The sequence below is a fragment of the Allofournierella sp. genome, from assembly GCF_017889395.1.
Classification (GTDB): domain Bacteria; phylum Bacillota; class Clostridia; order Oscillospirales; family Ruminococcaceae; genus Allofournierella.
Genome location: NZ_JAGHKE010000155.1, coordinates 16,095 through 37,260 on the forward strand (window position 1 = coordinate 16,095; position 21,166 = coordinate 37,260).

General features: G+C 46.2%; 17 protein-coding genes. 12 read left to right on the forward strand and 5 right to left on the reverse strand.

Translation table 11 applies throughout. The features are described from left to right. Window positions 1-58 precede the first annotated feature (58 nt). From J7G73_RS13550 to J7G73_RS13575, 6 genes are read left to right on the forward strand one after another with little or no spacing between them, the layout of a single operon-like run. A complete protein-coding gene (locus J7G73_RS13550) occupies window positions 59-3,283 on the forward strand; it encodes an SNF2-related protein (protein ID WP_291246655.1) in 3,225 nt (1,074 codons plus the stop codon). Further along, on the forward strand, window positions 3,276-5,792 hold the full coding sequence (locus J7G73_RS13555; protein ID WP_119347229.1) for a helicase-related protein: 2,517 nt from the start codon (window positions 3,276-3,278) through the stop codon (window positions 5,790-5,792). The genes J7G73_RS13550 and J7G73_RS13555 overlap by 8 nt, the downstream gene beginning before the upstream one ends. 13 nt (window positions 5,793-5,805) lie before the next feature. Beyond that, entirely contained in the window at window positions 5,806-6,606 is an 801-nt protein-coding gene (locus J7G73_RS13560; RefSeq protein ID WP_087241267.1) for a hypothetical protein, read from the forward strand. Continuing rightward, window positions 6,603-9,770 (forward strand): hypothetical protein, encoded by a 3,168-nt coding sequence (locus J7G73_RS13565; RefSeq protein ID WP_119347228.1) that lies wholly within the window; start codon window positions 6,603-6,605, stop codon window positions 9,768-9,770. The genes J7G73_RS13560 and J7G73_RS13565 overlap by 4 nt, the downstream gene beginning before the upstream one ends. Further along, the gene (locus J7G73_RS13570; protein ID WP_119347227.1) at window positions 9,757-10,422 is read left to right on the forward strand and encodes a hypothetical protein; all 666 of its coding nucleotides are present in this window, start codon (window positions 9,757-9,759) and stop codon (window positions 10,420-10,422) included. The genes J7G73_RS13565 and J7G73_RS13570 overlap by 14 nt, the downstream gene beginning before the upstream one ends. 12 nt (window positions 10,423-10,434) lie before the next feature. Continuing rightward, on the forward strand, window positions 10,435-10,779 hold the full coding sequence (locus J7G73_RS13575) for a hypothetical protein (RefSeq protein WP_087241273.1): 345 nt from the start codon (window positions 10,435-10,437) through the stop codon (window positions 10,777-10,779). Between the two features lie 47 nt (window positions 10,780-10,826). Here J7G73_RS13575 and J7G73_RS13580 read toward each other — a convergent pair whose 3' ends face one another. Genes J7G73_RS13580 through dndB form a run of 5 tightly spaced genes read right to left on the reverse strand, consistent with a single transcriptional unit; the run spans window position 10,827 to window position 16,857 of the window. Then, a complete protein-coding gene (locus J7G73_RS13580) occupies window positions 10,827-11,960 on the reverse strand; it encodes a cysteine desulfurase family protein (protein ID WP_291246656.1) in 1,134 nt (377 codons plus the stop codon). Then, the gene (gene dndE, locus J7G73_RS13585) at window positions 11,960-12,349 is read right to left on the reverse strand and encodes a DNA sulfur modification protein DndE (RefSeq protein ID WP_087241277.1); all 390 of its coding nucleotides are present in this window, start codon (window positions 12,347-12,349) and stop codon (window positions 11,960-11,962) included. The genes J7G73_RS13580 and dndE overlap by 1 nt, the downstream gene beginning before the upstream one ends. A 4-nt stretch (window positions 12,350-12,353) precedes the next feature. Then, window positions 12,354-14,336 carry a DNA sulfur modification protein DndD gene (dndD, locus tag J7G73_RS13590; protein ID WP_291246657.1) on the reverse strand — a complete coding sequence of 661 codons (1,983 nt, stop codon included), beginning with the start codon at window positions 14,334-14,336 and terminating at the stop codon, window positions 12,354-12,356. 12 nt (window positions 14,337-14,348) lie between these two features. Next, window positions 14,349-15,821 carry a DNA phosphorothioation system sulfurtransferase DndC gene (dndC, locus tag J7G73_RS13595; protein WP_087241281.1) on the reverse strand — a complete coding sequence of 491 codons (1,473 nt, stop codon included), beginning with the start codon at window positions 15,819-15,821 and terminating at the stop codon, window positions 14,349-14,351. A 1-nt stretch (window position 15,822) separates the two neighbouring features. Continuing rightward, a complete protein-coding gene (dndB, locus tag J7G73_RS13600; RefSeq protein ID WP_087241283.1) occupies window positions 15,823-16,857 on the reverse strand; it encodes a DNA sulfur modification protein DndB in 1,035 nt (344 codons plus the stop codon). A 274-nt stretch (window positions 16,858-17,131) separates the two neighbouring features. On the opposite strand from dndB, the gene J7G73_RS13605 reads away from it, so the two are divergent. From J7G73_RS13605 to J7G73_RS13630, 6 genes are all read left to right on the forward strand, one after another. Further along, window positions 17,132-17,527, forward strand: a complete 396-nt coding sequence (locus J7G73_RS13605; protein ID WP_087241285.1) for a (deoxy)nucleoside triphosphate pyrophosphohydrolase — start codon at window positions 17,132-17,134, stop codon at window positions 17,525-17,527. A 60-nt stretch (window positions 17,528-17,587) separates the two neighbouring features. Next, window positions 17,588-18,121, forward strand: a complete 534-nt coding sequence (locus J7G73_RS13610) for a GDSL-type esterase/lipase family protein (RefSeq protein ID WP_087241287.1) — start codon at window positions 17,588-17,590, stop codon at window positions 18,119-18,121. Then, on the forward strand, window positions 18,118-18,498 hold the full coding sequence (locus J7G73_RS13615) for a rhodanese-like domain-containing protein (RefSeq protein WP_087241289.1): 381 nt from the start codon (window positions 18,118-18,120) through the stop codon (window positions 18,496-18,498). Before J7G73_RS13610 ends, J7G73_RS13615 begins: the two co-directional genes overlap by 4 nt. 170 nt (window positions 18,499-18,668) lie before the next feature. Continuing rightward, a complete protein-coding gene (locus tag J7G73_RS13620) occupies window positions 18,669-18,890 on the forward strand; it encodes a hypothetical protein (RefSeq protein WP_087241291.1) in 222 nt (73 codons plus the stop codon). A 399-nt stretch (window positions 18,891-19,289) separates the two neighbouring features. Then, on the forward strand, window positions 19,290-19,991 hold the full coding sequence (locus J7G73_RS13625) for a hypothetical protein (protein ID WP_119347221.1): 702 nt from the start codon (window positions 19,290-19,292) through the stop codon (window positions 19,989-19,991). 244 nt (window positions 19,992-20,235) lie between these two features. After that, entirely contained in the window at window positions 20,236-20,823 is a 588-nt protein-coding gene (locus J7G73_RS13630) for a helix-turn-helix domain-containing protein (protein ID WP_291246658.1), read from the forward strand. Window positions 20,824-21,166: the final 343 nt, after the last annotated feature.

Below are 21,166 nucleotides of genomic sequence, written 5' to 3' on the forward strand. Positions count from 1 at the left end.
GCAAGAGGCTACAGTGCAGCATTAGTTTCTTGCTTAAGCTGAGAAAGGAGAGCTGCGTATGTTGGTAGGATGTTATTATCGCTGTCCTATCGTCGTTGAAGAAGGTGACAGAGATCATCCCAGGTTTTATGTCCTTGCTCAGCTTGTCGAGTACAACGAAATTGCCGATGCAGTCAAGGTCGAAATGCACGATCTATTGGGCAGCAGGCAGTACTATGGGGATTTATTTCAGCACAATGTGTTCTTTTCTCGAGCGGTGACTCGTTGCGAAGCCTGTCCGGGTGGTGCTGTTGAAGGGTGTTGGGGGCGAGGCACAATTGTGTCTCGCGCCTCTGAACCCTATTCTGAGGACGAACCCTATTGGTATTGGATTAAACTGCCAAATGGACAGCATGTCAAGGAGTGCGAAACGGAACTCAAGTTTGATTATTCGCAGATGAATTTCGCGCCTGATAAGCAGCTCCGGTCCTATGAGTTCCAACACCCCACTTGGTTCATCAATCATCTCAAGGTAAGCAAAAACCTTCACCTTGTGAATAACGCTACCTATGGTTTCCATGTACTTGCCGGCTGCCGAGCTTTTCTGCTCCCGCACCAGATAAGCACAGTGGCCCGTTGCTTTGAAACCACACCTGTCCGTTATATGCTGGCGGATGAGGTCGGCTTGGGCAAGACAGTCGAGGCGTGTTCTATTCTCAGTATACTGGCCAGTGAAAAGAAGGATCTCCGAGTACTTATCATTGTCCCCGGAGCATTAGCGAGCCAGTGGAAAAACGAGTTGCACTACAAATATGGTCTTAATGCGTCTGTTGCCTCGCCTCGTGCCCAGATTTGTCTGCTCCCTATGGAGGATATCGGTAAATCTTTGTTGACTCTTTCTATGTCCTGGGATTTTGCTATTGTAGACGAAACACATAGACTTCTTGCCAACGATACTTGGTACAGCCAAGTGCAGAATCTAAGCAGGAAAGTAACACATATTCTGCTTTTGTCTGCAACCCCTATACAGGACAGAAATGAAGAGTATCGCCGTTTGCTTGCGCTACTCAATCCAGAGCAATATGAGACCATGTCTGCTGAACGCTTTTCCTGGATGGTAAAGCGCCAAAAACGTATCCAAAAGTCTGCTAATCTTCTTTTGGGATATCTGGAACGCTATGACGAGTATACAGAAATCGTCTTAGATGATTTGAATAGCATTGTGGAAACACTTGAAGATGCAGCCCTGGAGAAGATGGTTAAGGATATTGACCTCAGTACAGAAGATCAAGGACTTTCCAAGGTCAAGCAAGCTTTGGCGTATATTTGTGAGAATTACAGAATTGAGCGAAGAGTAATCCGTAATCGTCGGCAGTTAATTTCTGAAAAAATGGCTCGACGGACCTTGTGTGCTATCCCGTACTCACCGCTGTCTCTTAACGAAAGCTATAATGAAATAGGGGCAATCCAAAATACGCTCGCCTATCTTGCTGATAACGGTAAAGATGATGAAGAATATGTGACCCAAACTGCAATTCCTCTTCTTTCTGCGTTGTTCAGCAGCCCGTGGGCTTTTGAAGATGCCCTCCATAAGCTCCAAATTGATGATGGGATATTGTTGGACAGCGCAGCTGCGTGGAGGCGCCAAGCGGAGAATGAGCATAGTTTGGTGAATGTTGCTCTTGATGAAGATCCTGATCTTATCAAAGGCCGCTTAATGACTGCCATGAACTACATTGACCAGGAGACAGATATCTTGGACGATGAAACCTGCAAACTGGTCGTATTTACAGCGCATAACGCTACACTTGTTCAATTTCTGAAATTGTTCAACACGCGATATGCCGATATGGGGATTCATGCGGTGGCATTTGGCAAACACATGGATCGAGATGAGCTTGAAGACAGCGTATATGCCTTTCAAAATAATCCTGCGTGTCGGGTAATCATCTGTGACGAAACCGGTGGTGAAGGCCGAAACTTCCAGAACGCCTCCCAGATTATCCATCTTGATTTGCCGTGGAATGCCAATGCGCTTGAACAGCGTATTGGCCGCTTAGACCGGTTGGGGCGTGACCCCAACATGGATGTTTTGTCTGTTGTACTTTATGCAGATACTTCTGTCGAGGAGCAGCTCTTCCACATTTGGAAAGACGGCATGAAGCTGTTTGAGCAGTCTCTGAGTGGCCTTGAAATCATCACCGGGGAACTAAACGAACTGATTGTTGATGCTCTGCTGGATGATTACTATACCGGTCTTACCAATGCGTTTGATGATATTCTGGACCAGGCAGAAGAAATGCGGGAAAGCGTTGAGGACGAGCAGGATTTTGACCTTGGAGCCACTTTGTATCGTCCCTTGTCCCAGGGGATTGATAATGTTCTCGGTATCTACGCATCGGAAGATGACAATCTCTTTGCCACAGCCATGATGGGCTGGGGAAAACAGGCTGGTCTTTCCCCGGAAAAGCCTACCAGTTCTGGCTTGATTGAGTTCAGAGAAAGTACTTTCAGCGTAAATGCAGCCAGGCAGTCTCTTTTCATTCCTCCCGTGTGGGATAAATATACCAATTCCCCCATTATGAGAAGAGAAGGCAGGCTTCTTGGTTCCTTTGACCGCCGGACTGCTGCAACCCGAGAGGATATTCTTTTCTTTGCACCGGGAGACCCTGTTTACGATTCTATCATCTCAAATGCAGTGGGCTGTAGCAGAGGCAGATGCACTGGTATCGAAACGGTTGCAGCATACAACTATGATGGCCTTGTATTCATCTACAATATCGCACCAAAACTTGATGAGTTGCTTGAAAATGGGATGCCCCTACAAACATTGGCGCAATATAGAATGTATCTCCCACTCAAACAGATTATTGTTACTGTTCCCTTAACAGCCCGAAGCAAAGAAGTTCCCGAAAAGGAGATAATCAATACTCTGCTTGCTCTGCGCCCCAATAGCGTCAACCACCTTGGGCGGCGTGGCGGCAGCAAAATGTCAATTTCGCCTTTGGAGCACTTTATCAGTCGAACCCCTCCCAGTACATGGGAACCTCTGGTTGATAAAGCTTCTGCAACAGCCTACAAACGGGCCTGTGCCAGACTTGAAAAGCGCTCTAATTTTGAAGCTGCTGAGAAAGAAATGCAGCGCGTTTTGAATGGTTATAGAGCAGAATGTATCTACTTTGAACGAGATATGTCCGGCGTTGATGAAAGAGCACATCTGTTTGACGTGACACTTCGGGCGCTCAAAAATGCAAAACCGGAGTTAGATGCAGCCTGTTTCTTGAGGGTGAGAAGTAATGGATAGTAAAGAAGTATTACAGCAATACATAGTGGGAGCCATGAAGTCCCAAAGTGCCATTGCGGAATTAGAGAAAAAGCTTGTCGATACATCTGATTTTTTGAAAATGCAGGAGGCAGCAAGATCACGCTATGTAATTGGATTTATCCGACGCGTCGTTCAGTTCAAACGAGAAGAAGCATCAGCAAAGGATATATGCCTAAATATTCGTGACCTTATCTTAATTCTTGGTCGTGTGAAGCTTACTGAAAAACTTTATACGGTTGTAAAAGAGTACGGTACAGAGTTCGATCTTGTGTGTGAAAATGACCTGCAAGTGTCTTGTTTACACCATATTCCAGAATGGCTTGAACCTCATCAATACATCAAGGATGTGTACGCCCTTCGCCATGACAATGGTATTGAGCTTGAAACTGAATCTTCCGGTGATGCGATACTGGCAACACATACTGGCTTTAACGCCTATAAAAGCTTTGAACAAAAGGTAGCCGTTCATACAGCTTTGAATTTACCCAATGGCCATACACTTCTTATTTCGCTACCTACTGGCGGTGGCAAGAGCTTGGTTACGCAGCTGTTGGCAAGTTCTTCTGACGGGTTAACTGTTGTAATTGTGCCCACTGTGGCCTTGGCATTAGATCAGTATTATGCAGCCCAGCAAAACTTGACAAATGGTACCGAGATTTATTGTTATCGAGGCGAACAATCTGAAATTGAAAGAGTTGAGATTATCAAAGCTCTGAAAGATAAAAAGGCACGTATGCTGTTTACTTCTCCAGAGGCAATTTTGAAGAACTCAGAGCTTCACCGCATATTGGACAATGCAGCAAAAAGTCACTATTTGACCAATGTTGTGGTTGATGAATCCCATGTTGTTCCAGATTGGGGCGTGTTTTTTAGACCTGACTTTCAGATTTTTTCTATCCTTCTGAAGAAGTGGAAATATGAATCGGAAGGGTTCATCCGTACATTTCTGCTTTCGGCCACGCTGTCTGATGATGTAGTTGACACCTTGTTTGCACTGTTTGGTTCAGACGGTAAAAATGCTCAGGTTCGTTGTGATGCACTTCGCCAGGAGCCACGATTCTATTTCCACTCTGCAAAGTCTCGAAAAGAACAAATTGATAAGACTATCGAGGCTATCAAATTGCTTCCAAAGCCGATGGTTGTCTATGTGCTTGAACCAAGAGAAGCTAAGGAACTGCAAAAAAAGCTTTGTGAATTTGGATACAAAAATATCCCCGTTTTCACCGGAGAAACCAAGGAAATAGACCGAAACACTATATTAACCGGCTGGAAAAATCACGACTTTGATGTTGTGATTGCTACCTCTGCCTTTGGTATTGGTGTTGACAAACCCGATGTCAGAACGATCATCCATGCTTGCTGTCCTGAAAATCTGAGCAGATTTTACCAGGAGGTAGGTCGTGGTGGTCGTGATAGGCTTCCATCGCTTAGCCTGTTTATTCCTTATCAGAGCAGATACGATAGCGACGGTGATGTGCGTCGGGCGCTGGGCCTTGTCAGCAAAAGAGTTCTCACCGTTGACCGCGCGGTTATCCGCTGGAAGGGGATGCTTTCTAACCCTGCAGCAATGATTGATTTTGATGAATGTGTTTTGAACACTTCTGCCACACCTTCCACGATGACAGACGAGGAGGCCGAGTATGCAGGAAACAGAAATGTTGCATGGAATGTAAACCTACTGCTGTTTCTGCATCGCACCGGATTTATTGACCTTCTTGATGCAAACTATGTATTCGACAAAAAATCGAATCCACCAAAAAAATACTATACTGTCACGATTAAGCTACTACAACCGAATATCCTCAGCGATGATGACATTCTCACAGCCGCACTGACAGAACCCCGCGCCAGAGAATATGAAGCACAAATGGTTGGATATAGAATCATGAGTGAACTTGTATCCTCTCCCAAAGCATTGTGTTGGGGGCGTGTTTTCAGACACCTTTTCCCGCTTTCTCGGGAAGTATGCAATGGCTGTCCAGCAGATCCTGAAGGCCGCATCACAAGTGATGATACTTACAAGTTGCGAACCGATCCCGAGATTAAGCTTCCAGCTGCACCTCCGGCTCCACGCTTGGGGCGAAACATGGGGTCCTTTAATGAAATGATTATCAGCAGACCATCAACAGGACCTTGCAGCACTGAAGAAGTTGCTGTGATTGCAGAAAAGGCTTCTCAAAACAATATTGGTGCATTTGTTGTTCCAAGCCGTCTGGCCGATGAGATTGTTTACAATGGCATTCTCTTGAATTACGAAGAGTTCTATTATGCGGTTGTCCATTGCCCCTATCTCTTCGCTAAAGGTGTTGTCTGTATTTTTGACGGCGACACCGCCACAAACTTTACTCTGTACAAGAACCTTGGAAAACTGGATGCCTTTGGCTATCGTAAGATACTCTACTGTAACGAGAACACCATCGTTGCCAATGGTGGTAAAACGATAAGAGAGTATAGCGACGGTTATCCTATTCCGATTCAAAAATTCTAAAGGAGGTATTCGTATGTTCAAAGTCAATCCAGACGGCATGCGAATGGAGCCGACACCGGAGCGAGTTCTCTCTGTTTGCCGCTTGGTTTCCCATAAAAGCATGAGCCGTGATGAAGTGCGTCAGTGCATGACATTGGGTATCAATGATGAAAAAGAACTCGATCAAATCAACAAGTCAATCAATGTGGCCCTCGAAGAACTTGCCCTCATCAAAGCTGATGCTGACAATCTGGTCTTAGCTGTTGATCCCAGTATAATCGCTTCATCCAAGGCTTTTCGGCGGTATGTGAGTGCTCGGGTCTTCTCTGCAAAAGACACCACATTTCACATGTTCACCAAATGGCTGATTGCTCAAAATGAGCGAATCTTTGCGCTGAAATCTTGGGAAGGTATGGCTAAGACCTGTGCTTCCGAAGTGAAAGAGCTGGCTGCACTGAATGAAAACGCTGTCCTGGGATGGCGCTTTTGGGCTGCTTTTTTAGGGCTGGGCTATTTGAGCGGAACAATGATAATCCCCAATATGAAGCTACGGTTAGAAGATATATTGGCAACTACATATACAGAAAAATTCAAATATAATGAGACTGTTCTTGCCCAGGACTTCATACTTTGGCTGAGCACAAAAATCCCCGAAGTTGAGATTGGCAGTAATCTTCCCTTGGCGCTTTCTGCCGGCCTTCGCACACTGCATGAAATTGGTCTCATTAAACTTGAAACATGGTCTGACTCCACTCCGATCATGCTTTACTATGTAGACGGTGATCCTATCAATGGTTTCACACACATTTCGGTGAAGGAGGCGATGGATTCATGAAATGGGAACAGTATCGTTCTGTAATGGAAAAGTATGCGATTAAAACAGATGATATGGCCACCGAAGATGCCTATTTCATGTCTACTCACATGCCGTTCTCGTCTCTTGAGCTTTTCCGTGGTGGCTATTATGAAGAGGGGAAAATGCCTGCCCCTACAAAGTTGATGAGCGAAGATGAGGTTTTCGAGCAGCTGATCTACAACCCTGACAATGAGCATCGTATGGTCATTGTCCGAGGCAATCACGGCACTGGTAAATCTCATCTTATTCGCTATCTAAAAGGCAAGTTTGAAAGAAGCCCCTCTACTATATACAATCCTGCAACGGAGCAGTTGGTTTTCCTGCGTCGTTTGAATAACTCTGTCCGTGGCGCTTTTTCTCAGTTGTTGGAACAGGGAGCCATTAAAGACCCTGATGTTGCGGAGAAGCTCCGTAAGTTTGTGGCCTCTTCCGATTCCAAAGATGAAGATTCTTTCAAGACAGAGATTCTGTATGCCTATATTGCAGCTGTGCGAAACGATATGTCCGGAGAAACCTACAAAGCGGTCAAGTGCCGTGACATTGCCAGCTACCTTGCCGACAGCCGTGTAAGCGAACATCTATTGCGTGAAGGTGGCGCAATATCCAGATGCTATAATGTCATCACGGCTCCGAGCAATCAGATTCTTCAAGACACCACAATTTTTACAGAAGAAGATTTTAATGTATCTAAAATCATCCGAGCTGTAATGAAACAGGGCGATCCCCAAGCGTCCCTCTTTGCGGCCTCTTTGAAAGGCGATGACTTTGAGATTACCAAACTCATCAACTATCTTAACAGGTTTACGAGAGAGGTCATTCAGCGTTGTGCAGACATTTCCAGTGAAAATGCGGAAACGATTTTTGCTCAGCTGAGACGAGATTTGAAAAAGCAAGGCAAAAACCTAACAATCTTTATCGAAGACTTCACCGGCTTCACTGGAATTGACCAGGAACTCATTACGGCGCTTTCTTATGAGCATGGCGGCGATTACGCAGATCTGTGTCGTGTTACTTCGGTAATCGGCATCACCAACGACTATTATTATGCGTTTCGAGGCAATTTCAAAGACCGTGTAACACACCAAATTGAGGTCACAGAACGTTCCTATGGAACTGACGAGTTTATCATTCAGATGGCTGGCCGGTATTTGAACGCAATTTACTGTGACCCCACACAACTCCATCATTGGACTGACTCCGGTGCAGATTTGAGTGAACTGCCAATCAGTGATTTCACGCCTCCTTGTGAATGGGATACCACAACCATCGGAGAAAAGAAAGTAACGCTATATCCCTTTAACCGCCATGCACTGTTGACTCTGTATGAATCTCTTGCGACAAAAAGCCCGAGAATGTTCTTAAAGAATGTTATTCGCGCCCAGTTAAAAGAATACTTTGATGGCAAGCAGTATGGGGATGGTTGGTATTTCCCGCTTAACCCCAGCAATGCTCAGATGTCCAATGATCCCCATAGTTCTTCCATTGACCGTTTGGAAAGCATGAGTTCAGATGATAAGAATCGACTGAAAGCGGTGTTTGCCATTTGGGGTGATGGTTCTGCATCCGGCGTGAAAGACATCGACGGAACGCTGCGTTTTGGTGGCCTTAATCAAGCTTTCCTTGCAGATGTGGGGCTGAATACCTTTACTGGCATCGGTGAAATCGTGGATAAATCCACTGGCAAAGCTGTATCCCCAACTGTCACATCCAAACCAGTGACAACCAGTGGAAGCAATTCTGTTCATCATCCTACTACTCCAGAACCTCTCAAGGCCAAGCCCCCTGTCGATGGTGCCACAAAGAATTATCGTAAGTTTAAGGATGATATCACGGCATGGTTTACCAAGGGTGAAACATTGAAATATGATCCCGACTATCGTGGCTGGCTTCGTACTCTTATTCGAGGAGACTCCAGGCAATGTGGTGCAATCAACTGGCAGGATATTGGTATCCCAGCCTATATTGCAGCAGAGCGTCTTTCCGACCTGAGCTGCTACTACATTAACGATCAGAGTTCTCCCACAAATACGGATAGAGCCATTGTTTACATGGACAGAAGTTCTGAAAGCCGCGATGTTCTGATGGCCTTAAATGAACTGAACTACGCAAAAGGTTGGGATTTCGAGGGCGCAGCTTATTACCAGCAGAGATTGATTACTTGGTTGGAACGCAGAAAAGCTGAAATCATCGAAAAAGTTGCCGCTACTAAGCAGGGAGAAGATTCTCTCCCGGTATTGGAGTGGTGCCTTGCGATTCAGTATCTCAAAGCGTGTATCTTGGGCCAGAAGGTTGATACGAGTTCGCCCTATTCAGTAATCAAATCTCTGTTTAAGGATTTCAAAAAAGACGATAGCATCAGGAGAGATACCCGTGAGTGGAATGACATGATTCAGTTCATTCTTAATCGCAAAGCTGACTTTGATAGTGCATTGACCTTCTTAAAGCAAGCTTCTGCAACCACAATGGGTGCGGTCCATTTTGCAGTTGATCCCAACACGAAATCCTGTTACAGAACAGACGAGCTGGTGCTCGCTGTTGAAAAACTTATGGCTGCCGACTGGGATATTGAAGCAACATTACCTGGTAGTATCCCACAGAAGCATCTTCTCTATAATCCTGCCACGCTGTTGAAAGCGCTCTATCCCAGCGTTAAAAAAGCCATGGTTGCGGATACTCAGGAAGCTGCAAAGGTGGTAGGCAAACTCGAAGAGTATATTGGTGAACTCAACCAGAAGAATCTCATTGATACGCTGTCTGCTATTCAAGAGCTGTTTTCTGTGTTTTCTGCGAATGGAATCATCGGAAGTACAGAGTTGCGGGTCAAGTATGAAAAACCTCCCATTGAGACAGCCAAAACGGTAATGGGACATGTCAAGCTAATTAACGATGCGGCCTCTGTACAAGCAGTAAAGCAGCTGACGGCATACTCCGGCAACTCGCTACATGTGCTGTATGATTTCCTTAGAGATATTCAGGCGATTGCTCAAAAGGCTGACCAGGAAGGGGCGAAGGCCCAAAAAGACATAGCTGCTACTGGCGGTTTTGCTGGTGCAGAAGCATTGTCTGAAGCTGCCTTGTCCTCTATGGAGGCACTTTACGCTCAGCTTGAGAATATGGAGGTGTACGAAAATGCTGTTAACTGAGACAATCAAAAATTGCACCTCTGCTATCAAAAAACGCCGAGTAACAATCGAAAGCAAGCAGCATGCCGAAACTTACGCAAAGGCGTTGGCACAGCTTGCCCAGGCCACCGAGAGTATTAAAGATACCATTGATTGTGCTGCTGCCATGAAAGAAAAAGGAATTGTCAGCACTTCACTTGTGGATGAACCTACTCGCAACGAATTGCTGGCTTGCATCGACGATTGCGGCAACGGAGTTTCTGAAATGCGGTTGACCTTGGAAACTGTTAGGCTTCTGAAATCCAAGGGAGATGCTGTTGCAGCACAAATTAAAATCGTATGGCGTGATGCTGCTCAGAAATATTCTGATGGTCCAAAAGGCTATTTGTCTATGATTGGTGGTCTATCAAATGACCCCAAACGGGCAAAGGACTTGACAGACAGCATCACTCAAACGGTTGCTGGAAATCCATCCATCAAAGCAGTAAACAGCCTGGTTTCCTACGTGGCGGAAGCAAAGCAAATTACCGATCAATTCTCTTTGAACCCCGAAATCGAAGACTTCTTAAAGAAAGTCTCTTCTCAGCGGGCTACGGTTTTGGATTTGACCCCCAATGTCATGACATGGCTCAAGGAAAAGAACCTTAACCAAAAGTTAAAAATCAGATTCTAAGGGAGATAGATAATGATTAAAGTAGCTTGGGATGTCGAGGAATTAGTGGCTTTAATTGATGTATACCGTAAAAGTGATGGTAAAACTACCGATCAAATTGAAAAAGAGCTAATGGACTTATCAAAAAGTCTTACACTTCGCGCTCAAAAGCTTGGAATTAAGCATGACGAAAAATTTCGTAATTTAAATGGTATGAAGATGATGTTTCAAAATGTGGTCTATACAGCAACAAATGGACAACAAGGATTGTCTTCCGCAAGCTCGTCATTGCAAAAGGTATACAAGATGCTACACACAAACTCTGATGTCTTTGAGTTGATTTTGGAAGAGTTCATCAGGCGCTATCACTTAAAGTAATAAACAACAAGGTCCCAATGCCATACTTGGCGCTGGGACCTTGTTGTTTAATCGGTCATTGATTTAATGTAGTTTACAAGAACCGAAAAGTCAACTTTTGTATCATGGTTCCAAGAAAGACGGATAGCCTCATTCACTCGTGTTTCACCCAGTCCCATAGCTGTTAATACATAACTTGGGGCATGGCTGCCAGAGTTACAGGCCGAACCATTGGAGAACGCATAATCCTCCTTTACAACAAGGAAGATACCCTCTGCATCAACACCGTGGAAACTAATGTTTACAGTGGACGGCAGGCAGTGTTCTTGGTCTCCATTCAAAGTATAGTTCAGACCTTCCACAGCCTCCAGGAATCTTCGCTTAATCGCTCTACAGCTTTCCATGTGGACAGCGGATTCCTTGTCGCTTAGCTGAGCTGCGAGAGCGAAGCCTGCAACCAAAGCCACCGGTGTAGTTCCCGGACGGTATCCGCGTTCCTGCTGACCGCCATACATGAGCGGTTTGACGGGAGGCCGTCTATATGTACGGTCGCGCCGCATAATAAATGCGCCAATCCCCTGGGGACCGCTGATCTTATGGGCGGTGATACTAAGCATATTGTATTTGGTATTTCGTAAGCTATCATTCAGCTTACCAAAACCTTGTGTGGCATCAACGTGAAAATATGTCTTAGTCCCTGCTAATGCTGCACCGACCTCTTCAATAGGCTGTATCACGCCAGTTTCGCTGTTGACCTGCATCATAGAAACAAGCAGAGTTTTGTCCGTGACGAGGCTGAGAATCTGCTCCGGTTTGACTCGGCCAGACGCATCGGGTGAAACAAAATCCACAACACAGCCTTTCTCTTGCAGGTGTTTCATGGCTTCCAAAACGGACTTATGCTCGATAGACGTAGTAATGAAGTGATTACGGCCACTCTCAAGCGCGTAGTCAAGCAACCCGAGAATCGCCATGTTATTACTCTCGGTGGAACCGCTGGTAAAGAAAACATCCGTACTGTCCACAGCCAAGATCTCAGCAATGGATTTTCTTGCGGAGGAAACAATTTCTTTGGCATCTGTACCAAAGATGTGAGTTCTACTATCTGCGTTGCCATAATGAGAGCGATACACTTCAATCATTCTCTCCAGAACTCTTTCATCTATCGGAGCAGAAGCGTTGTAGTCAAGATAAACAGCCATTATGCTTCCTCCTTCGGAAGAGCAGATTCGAGTAAATCTGAGCAGCTTTTCAAAACATCTCTGGTGCTGTAATGGTTAATGCCACGATAAAGATGAAGTCGGAAGTACCGGATTAAAGTGTTAGGGTCATCTCCTAAGCCATCATTCAAACATCGCTGGCGAATAATTGCTTCATAGATTTCTGCATATTCACCGGCAAAAGTGGTCCAATCCATTTCAACATTGCTGTCAGACTGTGGATCAATACTACCAGGAATGGTAGGTTCTGAAAGCGACCAACATAATGCCCACCGGCAAAGAATATTCCAGTTTTGAACACCGGTCTTTGCTTTGATTCGAATGAGTCGCTCCTTCTCTGGCTGTGACAGTTTAAAATGCTTAATAATCATACTATCACACCCCCTCAAAATAGCCGTTGATGATAGAGGTGCATTGCTCACCTTCCCGATAATGTAGAGTAAAGTAATTTATAACATTTTCTCGAATCATATCAAGATATCTACCATAAATTTCTTCATCTGTGGAAAGAACCATAACCTGGGAGCTTGCAGACGGTAGATAGCTGGTAACGAAATTTGCCCGGTGGGAAGAATCTAAGCGAGCCATGGGTGTATCAATGACCACAGGGGCCTTATAGCCAGAGGTTCTGGCCAGTGCCCACACAATGGAAATAGCAAACATCTGCTGCTCTCCCGCGGAGAGCTGGTTCTTTAACAACTCATGCCCATCTGGATCAAGTATGGTTACATCTAAACTGTCCGTATCAATATGGATTTTACTCACAAGGGAATCTTTTTCAACCAGAGTCTGGAAGCATTCTGTGGCAGTTGCAGAAAGCTTGTCTATCTTTTCACGCTGTAAACGAACTTTAAATTCATTAAGAACTTCGATAGACATCACAGAATATTTGATAATACGGGAGTTATCATCATTCGTATTCTCTTTTTCTGCGATAGTCTTGATTAACTGCAAGCGCTTAGAATGAAGAGCTTCTTTCTGGCGCTCCAAACTCTCGATTAAGCTCTGCTGCTTCTGGTATTGGTCGTCAGCCAAAGCTTTTTTGCGCTCATATTCTTTGAGCGTCTCATAGAGTTTCATGGCCATCGTCTTTTCGTCTGACTCACCAAGGTGTGCGTCCAAGCTCATGAGTTCATTTTCTTGCGCATCGACATGACTGATTAAGGTTTCGATTTTTTGATCAAGGGAATGGAATATTGTGACAATTAATTTGTCAAAGAGGAGCATGGTCGTGTGGGACATATTAATGTGTTCCGCACCCTCGCCTGTTGAAGTGAATTTCCCGATCTCTTGCTTGACAATATCAGTAATGATTCTGAGCGTTCTGTCATCGAAATTCCCCTGATTAAATCGATCCAAAATATTTTTCTGAATACTTCCGACAATTGGGTCAGAAAGCTTCAGAGCTGCTTTTTTCTGCTCATCAATCTCTGCATCATAAGCTTGTGTAACTAATTTGCGGCACATAAAGAGCGGAGTTGCAGGATCAGATACGCGCAGCATAATTTCGTCACGAACTTCTTGCACATATGCCTTGATTTTCTCTTTTTCTTGTTTTATGGCCTCTCGGCTGAGTGTTAAGTCACCACCAGAAGCCCAAAACTTTTTTTCTTTAGTTTCTATAGCAATTGCAATACTCTCGCAATTTGCTTTTAAGATGTCAGCCTCTCGACGAGCTGTTTCGATTTTGGAGTTGAGTTCCTTGAGTTGCGCTTCTACCTCTTGGTAACCTTGGTTGACTTCGCTTTTTTCAAAAGCTTGCAGAGCATCTTTTTTTCGGCGAATTACTTCATCAATATGAGTAATTGCTTTTTCAATCGTAGAAACACCAATTGCGGATTTAATAGAAGTTTTAATTTGCTCAAATGAAGCGTCGTCAGCCAGTTGAGCGATCTTTTCGTTATCAAAGAAGAAAAATCTTGCTATTCCAAAAGGCAGAATCTCTTCAATATAGTAACTCCAACTTTCCCCAAGGTACTTATCTATTGTTCCGTTTTTCTCGACGACAATAGTTTCATCGACCTTCTTGCCCTTTAACTTCCACTTCCGGCAGACGCGCAAAGCGGTTCCGTCATCCAAACCAAGCGATACAGCGACATAAGTAAGATCATCTGTCGCGTGCTTATTAATATGCTCTATGAGTAGCCGTTCATAGGAACGCGCGTTTTCCTGAACATACTTTAATGCCTGCTTTCCATACAATGCAAGCAAAATAGCATCAAGAAAGGTCGTTTTTCCTCGACCATTCAATCCACCGATGAGAGTAACATTGCGATTACCGATTTGGTCCGAAAGACACATTTCGTGATGGCCTTTGTAGATGCCAAAGTTATGCAATTCGATTTTTGTAAAATACATATTCTCAGCACCTCACTCAGTCCAATTTCCATCGTCAAAAGATTCCTGCATTCCCGTGATTTTTTTTGCACGTTCTTCTGCGATAAGGGCGGCCTCATGCTCATCACGATAAAATGCTTTTTTTATCTCATGCTCAAAATTTTGAATTACATTTCTCTTATTAGAGATGGCGGCTGCTTTAGCTTCGACATCTAATAGGGAGCGTTGCATTTCGTACATCAAAGTCTCGTCTGGACATACCGCTTGGCAAGCCTCGCGAAGAATTCTGGCTTCAGCTGGACCAAAATACTTGTTTTTGCTAATAGATCCATCTTCATAGCGTTTTCCGGTAACAGATTCGTAGATTTCGGGCAACAAATCTTCAAACTCGTGTTTTTCATCTAACCAAATTTGACGAATAAACCGAAGTTCGTCCATGGTAATCAAGGGAACATCCTTAATTTCCTCTGGTCCAATCTCATGAACAAGCTTCTCAACCTCTAATAGACGAGTTAAAAAGTACTTGCGGGTTTCCTGTGTATATGGGCCGTGTACCAGTCGCTCGTTATGCCACGTTAGACGCCCATCCATACGGCGAAAATCTCTACGCTTTCTATCGATATCCCAATTACCGGCAATTTCATTTCTGAATTCAAGCATGGGAAGCATCCACGCTTTCTCTTCGTCATTCTGGATCATGGCCGCCATGGATTTATCCTCGGAAACCATAGTACATACCCAACAACCGAAACGACTGTTGCCGCAACTGGGCGTAGATGTATCAAGCACCAACGGACACTCGCCATCCGCAGAAGCACCACTATACATTGCCAACAAGTCCTTATTTGAATGTCCCCAGGGGTTGGGGTATTGTACAAGATATTGCCAGACGTTGTCGTTGCTCCAGTTTTCAATAGGAGTAAAAACATAGGAGTTCGGAAACGATCCATTGGGGCTAAGATGATCTCGGTATCGCTTTTTCTCATAACCCTCCATGACGGCTTTGCGGGTGGCACTTTCGGCTTTGCGCGTTCCAAGGACCAGGATTGCTTCGCTCTCTGCATCCAGGATTTTTTTAACAAAGCGATTTGAGGGGTCGATTTTCATACGGTCAGTACACCAGCGAAAATCACGCCGAGGATATGGATAGCCCCGCCCTATGAGATTTACCCAGAAGGTGTTGGTGACCTCTGGAACAAGCCTATGTGGAATAATAGGTAATTTGTGTTCAGGGTTATTTGCAGCCTCTTTCATGCGCGCAATAGAGCGAGTGGCCCATAGTGCAACAACTGGGGATTCAACCAGAGTGTCTGTGCTAATAACATGAACGGGTTTGTGTAATTTATCCTTTGGAAGCTGGGAAAGTGCGATCCAAACAAGTTGTACGACGGCAGTGGAATCTTTGCCGCCACTGTATCCACAAATCCAGGGTATCTTATCTGCTAAATACACTTCCTGTATCGTGTTAAGTACAATACGAATATCTTCTTTTGTTAAATTAGCCATTTTATCCACCAATTTCTTCTGTCATAATATTCTCTATATATGTAGCCATGGCTCTTTGCGAAGCACGATTTGTAGCAACTTTTCCGTGAATAAAGACGAGATTTTCCCACACTGGGTTGGTTTTGCTCCAATCAATATGCGCCAAATGGCAAAGATGCCTTTCCCATGTATCTGGATATCTTTGAATAATTTGATTACCTCCAGCCCCGATGGCATTAAGGGTGATACTTAAGGTACAAATTGTATTTTTTCGCACATCAGAGGACTTGGCCTGACCGTTCTTTACTGCTTTCCAAAAAGGAATGTACTGAGATACTTGTTCCCAAAAATGAATTGCTAAGTTGCATTTCTCCTCCAAACCTAAGTCCAGATCTTTTAATAAGGCTTCCGTGCCGCTACAGATTGCACTTAATGTAAACAGTGCTTTAGATCGGTTGGATATGGAGGTATGTTCTTTTTCGGTCACATCCTGAAAGACATTAACCGTATTAATAACCCGCTTTGCAACAATGGAAGACTCTTCCCGCGAGTTAAAAAGAATGTTGATTGATTTTGTAGGACGAATTGCATAGCGGTTAAGATCCGAAAACATTTGCTGGGAATGAGCGAGACCTTCATCGCGATAGAAAACAACGGAGATATGCTCATTCTTTAGCTCGGGGTTCTTTTTTATTGCTTCCGCAATAGCGGCTTGCCGATGCTGCCCGTCATTTATGAGAAACTTGGCACTCATAGAAATTGTAATGTGACCGAGAAGGGGCTCGTCTTCATTTAATGGAATAAACTCCATGACACCATCAACGGAAACTGTTATCGAAGAAAACACATAGTCATCGGGGTTCTCTAAAATGTAATCTCGAATTTCTGGAATCCTGGCACGGTTGAGAATACGCTGTGCCCGAATTTCTGGTGGTAGTTGTTCGTCAACAAACTGAAAGATTTTCGGGATCACCTCTAATGGAACCATCGAGGTAAAGTATTCCCTCTTGGCTTGGATACCCTTGACGGCAGGAAACACAAAAGAAGCGGAACTCAAGAATGGCACCCTCTCTATAACGTAATAGTTAACTATAGTACACAGCAAGCCCTGCTGAGGAGCGGTCATAACATATCACATTATAAAGCATCGCGGAAGTCATGTAAAGAGAGCGGAAGTCTCTTGTTTGTTTGTTCATTGCAAGATACAAACAACAACGAAAAAAGTTATACTTGTAGAGAATAGTGAAGGTCGCTATACTTGGTACATGGATTACTTATACCAACGATTATCCATGTGCAAATATCTATCAATCTGTAAAATGGGTGAGTAAATGACCGAAGTAGTTGCGGCCCTGATCTGGAATCAGGACAAGTTTATGATTTGCCAGCGCCCGGCCCACAAGGCCAGAGGGCTGCTGTGGGAGTTTGTGGGCGGTAAGGTAGAGCCAGGAGAAATCAAGGAGCAGGCTCTCATCCGGGAATGTCAGGAGGAACTGGCGGTCACATTGGATGTGGGCGAGGTATTCATGGATGTGATTCATGAATACCCCGATCTGACGGTCCATCTGACACTGTTCCATGCCACTATCCGGGAGGGCGTCCCCCAGAAACTGGAGCATAATGACATCCGTTGGATCACGGTGGATGAGATTGATCAATTTGAGTTCTGCCAAGCAGATGAAGAAATTTTAATAAGACTAAAGCAATCCAAGAGGCGGAAAGATTAGGCGAAAGTCTCATTAACCACATTAGGGAATGCGAACATACGGAGAAAGGAAAAGCGCAGGATGAATATCATCTGCTTCGGCGACTCTAACACCTACGGCTACGATCCCCGTGGCTATTTCGGCGGGCGCTATGACGCAGACAACCGGTGGGTGGACATCCTGGCTGCGGAGACCGGATGGACGATCTCTAACATGGGACAAAACGGTCGCGAGATTTCATCCGCCGCTCCAGACTTCTCTGTTGACACGGAGTTGCTGATCGTCATGCTCGGAACCAACGATCTGCTCCAGGGCAGAAGCCCGGAGCAGGCGGCTGAAAAGTTGGAGCGATTTCTTGCGGCTGTTCCGTTAGACCGAAGCAAGATTCTGCTGATCGCACCGCCACCGGTGGCCTTGGGCGCGTGGGTACCCAGCCCACAGCTCATTGGTGACTCCTGCACCTTCGCCCGATGCTGTAAAGTTTTGGCGGAGAAAATGGGTATCCGCTTTGCCGACGCCGGAAGGTGGGACATCCCTTTGGCCTATGACGGCGTACACTTCACGGAGCAGGGCCACAAGGCCTTTGCTGCCGGACTTTTGGAGGAACTGAAATGAAACGAATTATCCCTTTCCTGCTTGCCCTTTTCCTGCTGACCGGATGTGGCGGGACTTCTGCCGACAGCTCCTACCAGCAGATCACCCAGGAAGAAGCCAAAGAGATGATGGACACCCAGGAGGTCATCATACTGGATGTGCGGGAGCAGGACGAGTACGATAGCGGCCACATCTCCGGCGCTGTGCTGCTGCCAGTGGGTACCATTGACGAAACGACTGCTGCTGAGGTGATCCCTGAGAAGGATTCCACGGTGCTGGTCTACTGTCGCAGTGGAAACCGCAGCAAGACAGCCTCCTCCACACTGGCCGAGTTGGGTTATACCAACATCTACGAATTTGGCGGCATTAATACCTGGCCTTATGAAACAGAGCAGTAGGGCGGGCAGAGGTCTCAAGTGGCACAAAATATGTGCCGCCTAAACAAAGAAATAGCCGCAGGAGCATATGGACAGCGGCACAAGAGCGGGCGATACACCCTTGCATCAGGCGCTCCGTGAAGCCCTTGGCAAACTGCCTGGTCAATGCAGACTGTTATGGAAGACAGGGCTTGGTCATCATCAAAAAGCGGAATGCTATCACCATGTCCAACCCCGGCAGTTTCCGCATTGAAATTGATGCACCGAAAAGTGGTGGTATCCCCGCCATCTTCCGCGCCTGGCGCGAGCAGGGCTGGAGAGAGCCTGTCATAGAAGAGTCCTTTGAGCCGGATAGAACGGTTCTGTCATTATCGCTACTCAAAAAAGAAAGTAGCGATAAAAAGCGGCGATAAAGGAGCAAAAACAGCCGCTCAGAAAATTGCATCCTTGAATATCTTACCGATCATGCTTCTGCAAAGTGCTCGGACATTTCCAATATGCTTGGTGTTAAAGACGCACGCGCAAGACGGATGCTCGGTGAGATGATCATTGAAGAAACAATCGTTACCGAGGGCGGCAATCGGAACCGCATATATAAGCTGAAAGCATAAGGTAACCGTGCGGTGTAACTTCTGGATTGAAGTATTTGTTATTTTGCTTGCGGGACAACACCAAAATTATAGAATGGAATGGTCGGGGAAATTTTTGAAACGAAGAATTCGCTAACCAGGAGCGGGTGGTAATTGCGAAAATCGCAATTACCACTCTGCACACAGCAACCAAAAGCATATTCAGAAAGGTGAGGTGACCAGATGGCAGACAGAAAAATCCGCGCAGGCTACTACCGGCGGTACGACGGCAAGTTGATCTATCTGGTCACGGCGGCCGAGGATGCGGAAACCGGTGAGGAGACGGTCATCTTGCGCTCCTATTCTTTTTCTGAGGTTCCGCAGTACTTCACAATGAGCAAGAAATCCTTCTGCGCGTTCATAGAGATCAACGGCGAGCGGAAGGCCAGGTACAAGCGGGTCACCAATATGAAGATCACCGAGGCAGTCATCTCCAATCTTGCCGAGGACGGTATGCGCGGGCCGATTCGCAAAAAGAGAGCGGAGCGGGATGCTGAATACGACTCCCGCGTCTATCAATCTGCGCCTACCTACCTCACATACGCCAAAGACCTCTGCGAGAACTATCGTTTCGATTCGGCCAAGTATCGTCTCTGCATGAACGAGAAGCGGTATGCCGCTATCACCCGAAGTGACTTTGCCAAACTGAAAGAGGACATACAGTTTCTGGACAACTCGCTGAAGACGGTGCTGCAGGATCACCAAGCGTACTTCCAGGAGCGGTTCGTGAACGGCCTGTCTATCCGCAAGTACGCGGAAGCCCATCAGCTGAACCGCGGCAGCGTCGACTATCTGCAAAAGAAACTTCTGACTGCTCTGGCGCAGCTTCTGAAAGAGCGGGATGAAGCAGACGGGATCTGTCGTCTGCGGTCCAAAACAACTTGATACACTTACATCAGGACGAGAGCGTCTGCTGAATGGCAGGCGCTCTTTTTCTGTCAATTTTATGTCAGCCCGCTATATGGCTCGGCTAAGTAGTGAGGGGGTATTTTCAAAATGAATTTTGAGGAACGGTCAATCGAGAATACACAACTGCTCTTCGGTGAGGTGATGCCCGTGTCTGAATGACCGGACGGTGTATGGAGGATGATGTTCGTGCTGCAAACGAAGAAAGGACAGGAGGTGCTGTATGAAGTTCCGGCAGTGGCCCAAACGCGATCCCAACAAAAACTATTTTCTGGTTCCCAACGAAGTGTTTCACATCGGTCTCAGTCATTCGGAGATCTCCATCTACTGCTATCTGCTGAGCATCGAGGACAGAGAAACCTACCAGTGCTGGCCCAGCTACAAGACCATCGGCAAGGCGCTGGGGATGTGCGAAAACACGGTCAGCAAGTATGTGCGCAGTCTGGAGGAGAAAGGTCTTATCCGCACCGAGCCGACCATGATACGAAGCAAGGACGGCAGGCCGCTCAATGGAAACCTGCTCTACACCATCTGCCCCATCCAGGCGGCGGTGGAATCGTTCTATGAGCGGCAGTTGCGGCAGCTGGAGGAGGATGCCGCCCGTCAGAGGGTGACGGAGCGTCTGGCGGAATCCGCCCGCAGAAGCCCCCAAAACGCCCTGTGTGCGCCTTTGGGGGAGCGTGCGGGGGTGGATACCCCCTCGGCCTTGGAGGGCGGATTTGGGCCGCTTTCGGGGGCGTTTCCAGAGCTGGCTTCTGAATCGCTTCCGGGGATGGAAGAAAAAGCGGGGACGGAGGAGAAAGCAGGATAAAACCCTGGCGCCGCAAGCGCCGCCCGGCCGGCCACTTCTGCCCGCAGTGCGGGCAGTTTCGGGGGTGCGAAAGCTGGCGTCTTTGACGGGCAGAAAACAGGCCGTTGGCGTCAGCTTTCCCCCAAAGCCCCATATTGCAGGCTTTTCACAGATGTCTGATAGAAAAAAGGAGGATTTTTATGGGTAACGAAACGAAGGAGCGGCTTCCGCTGCGGATGAAGCCGGAAACCAGCCGGAGACTGGAGCAGTGGTACGCCGCGGACAACTGCCGGAGCAAAAACGAGTTCGTGGAAAAGGCCATCAACTTCTATGTGGACTACCTGGAGACCCAGGACAACCGATC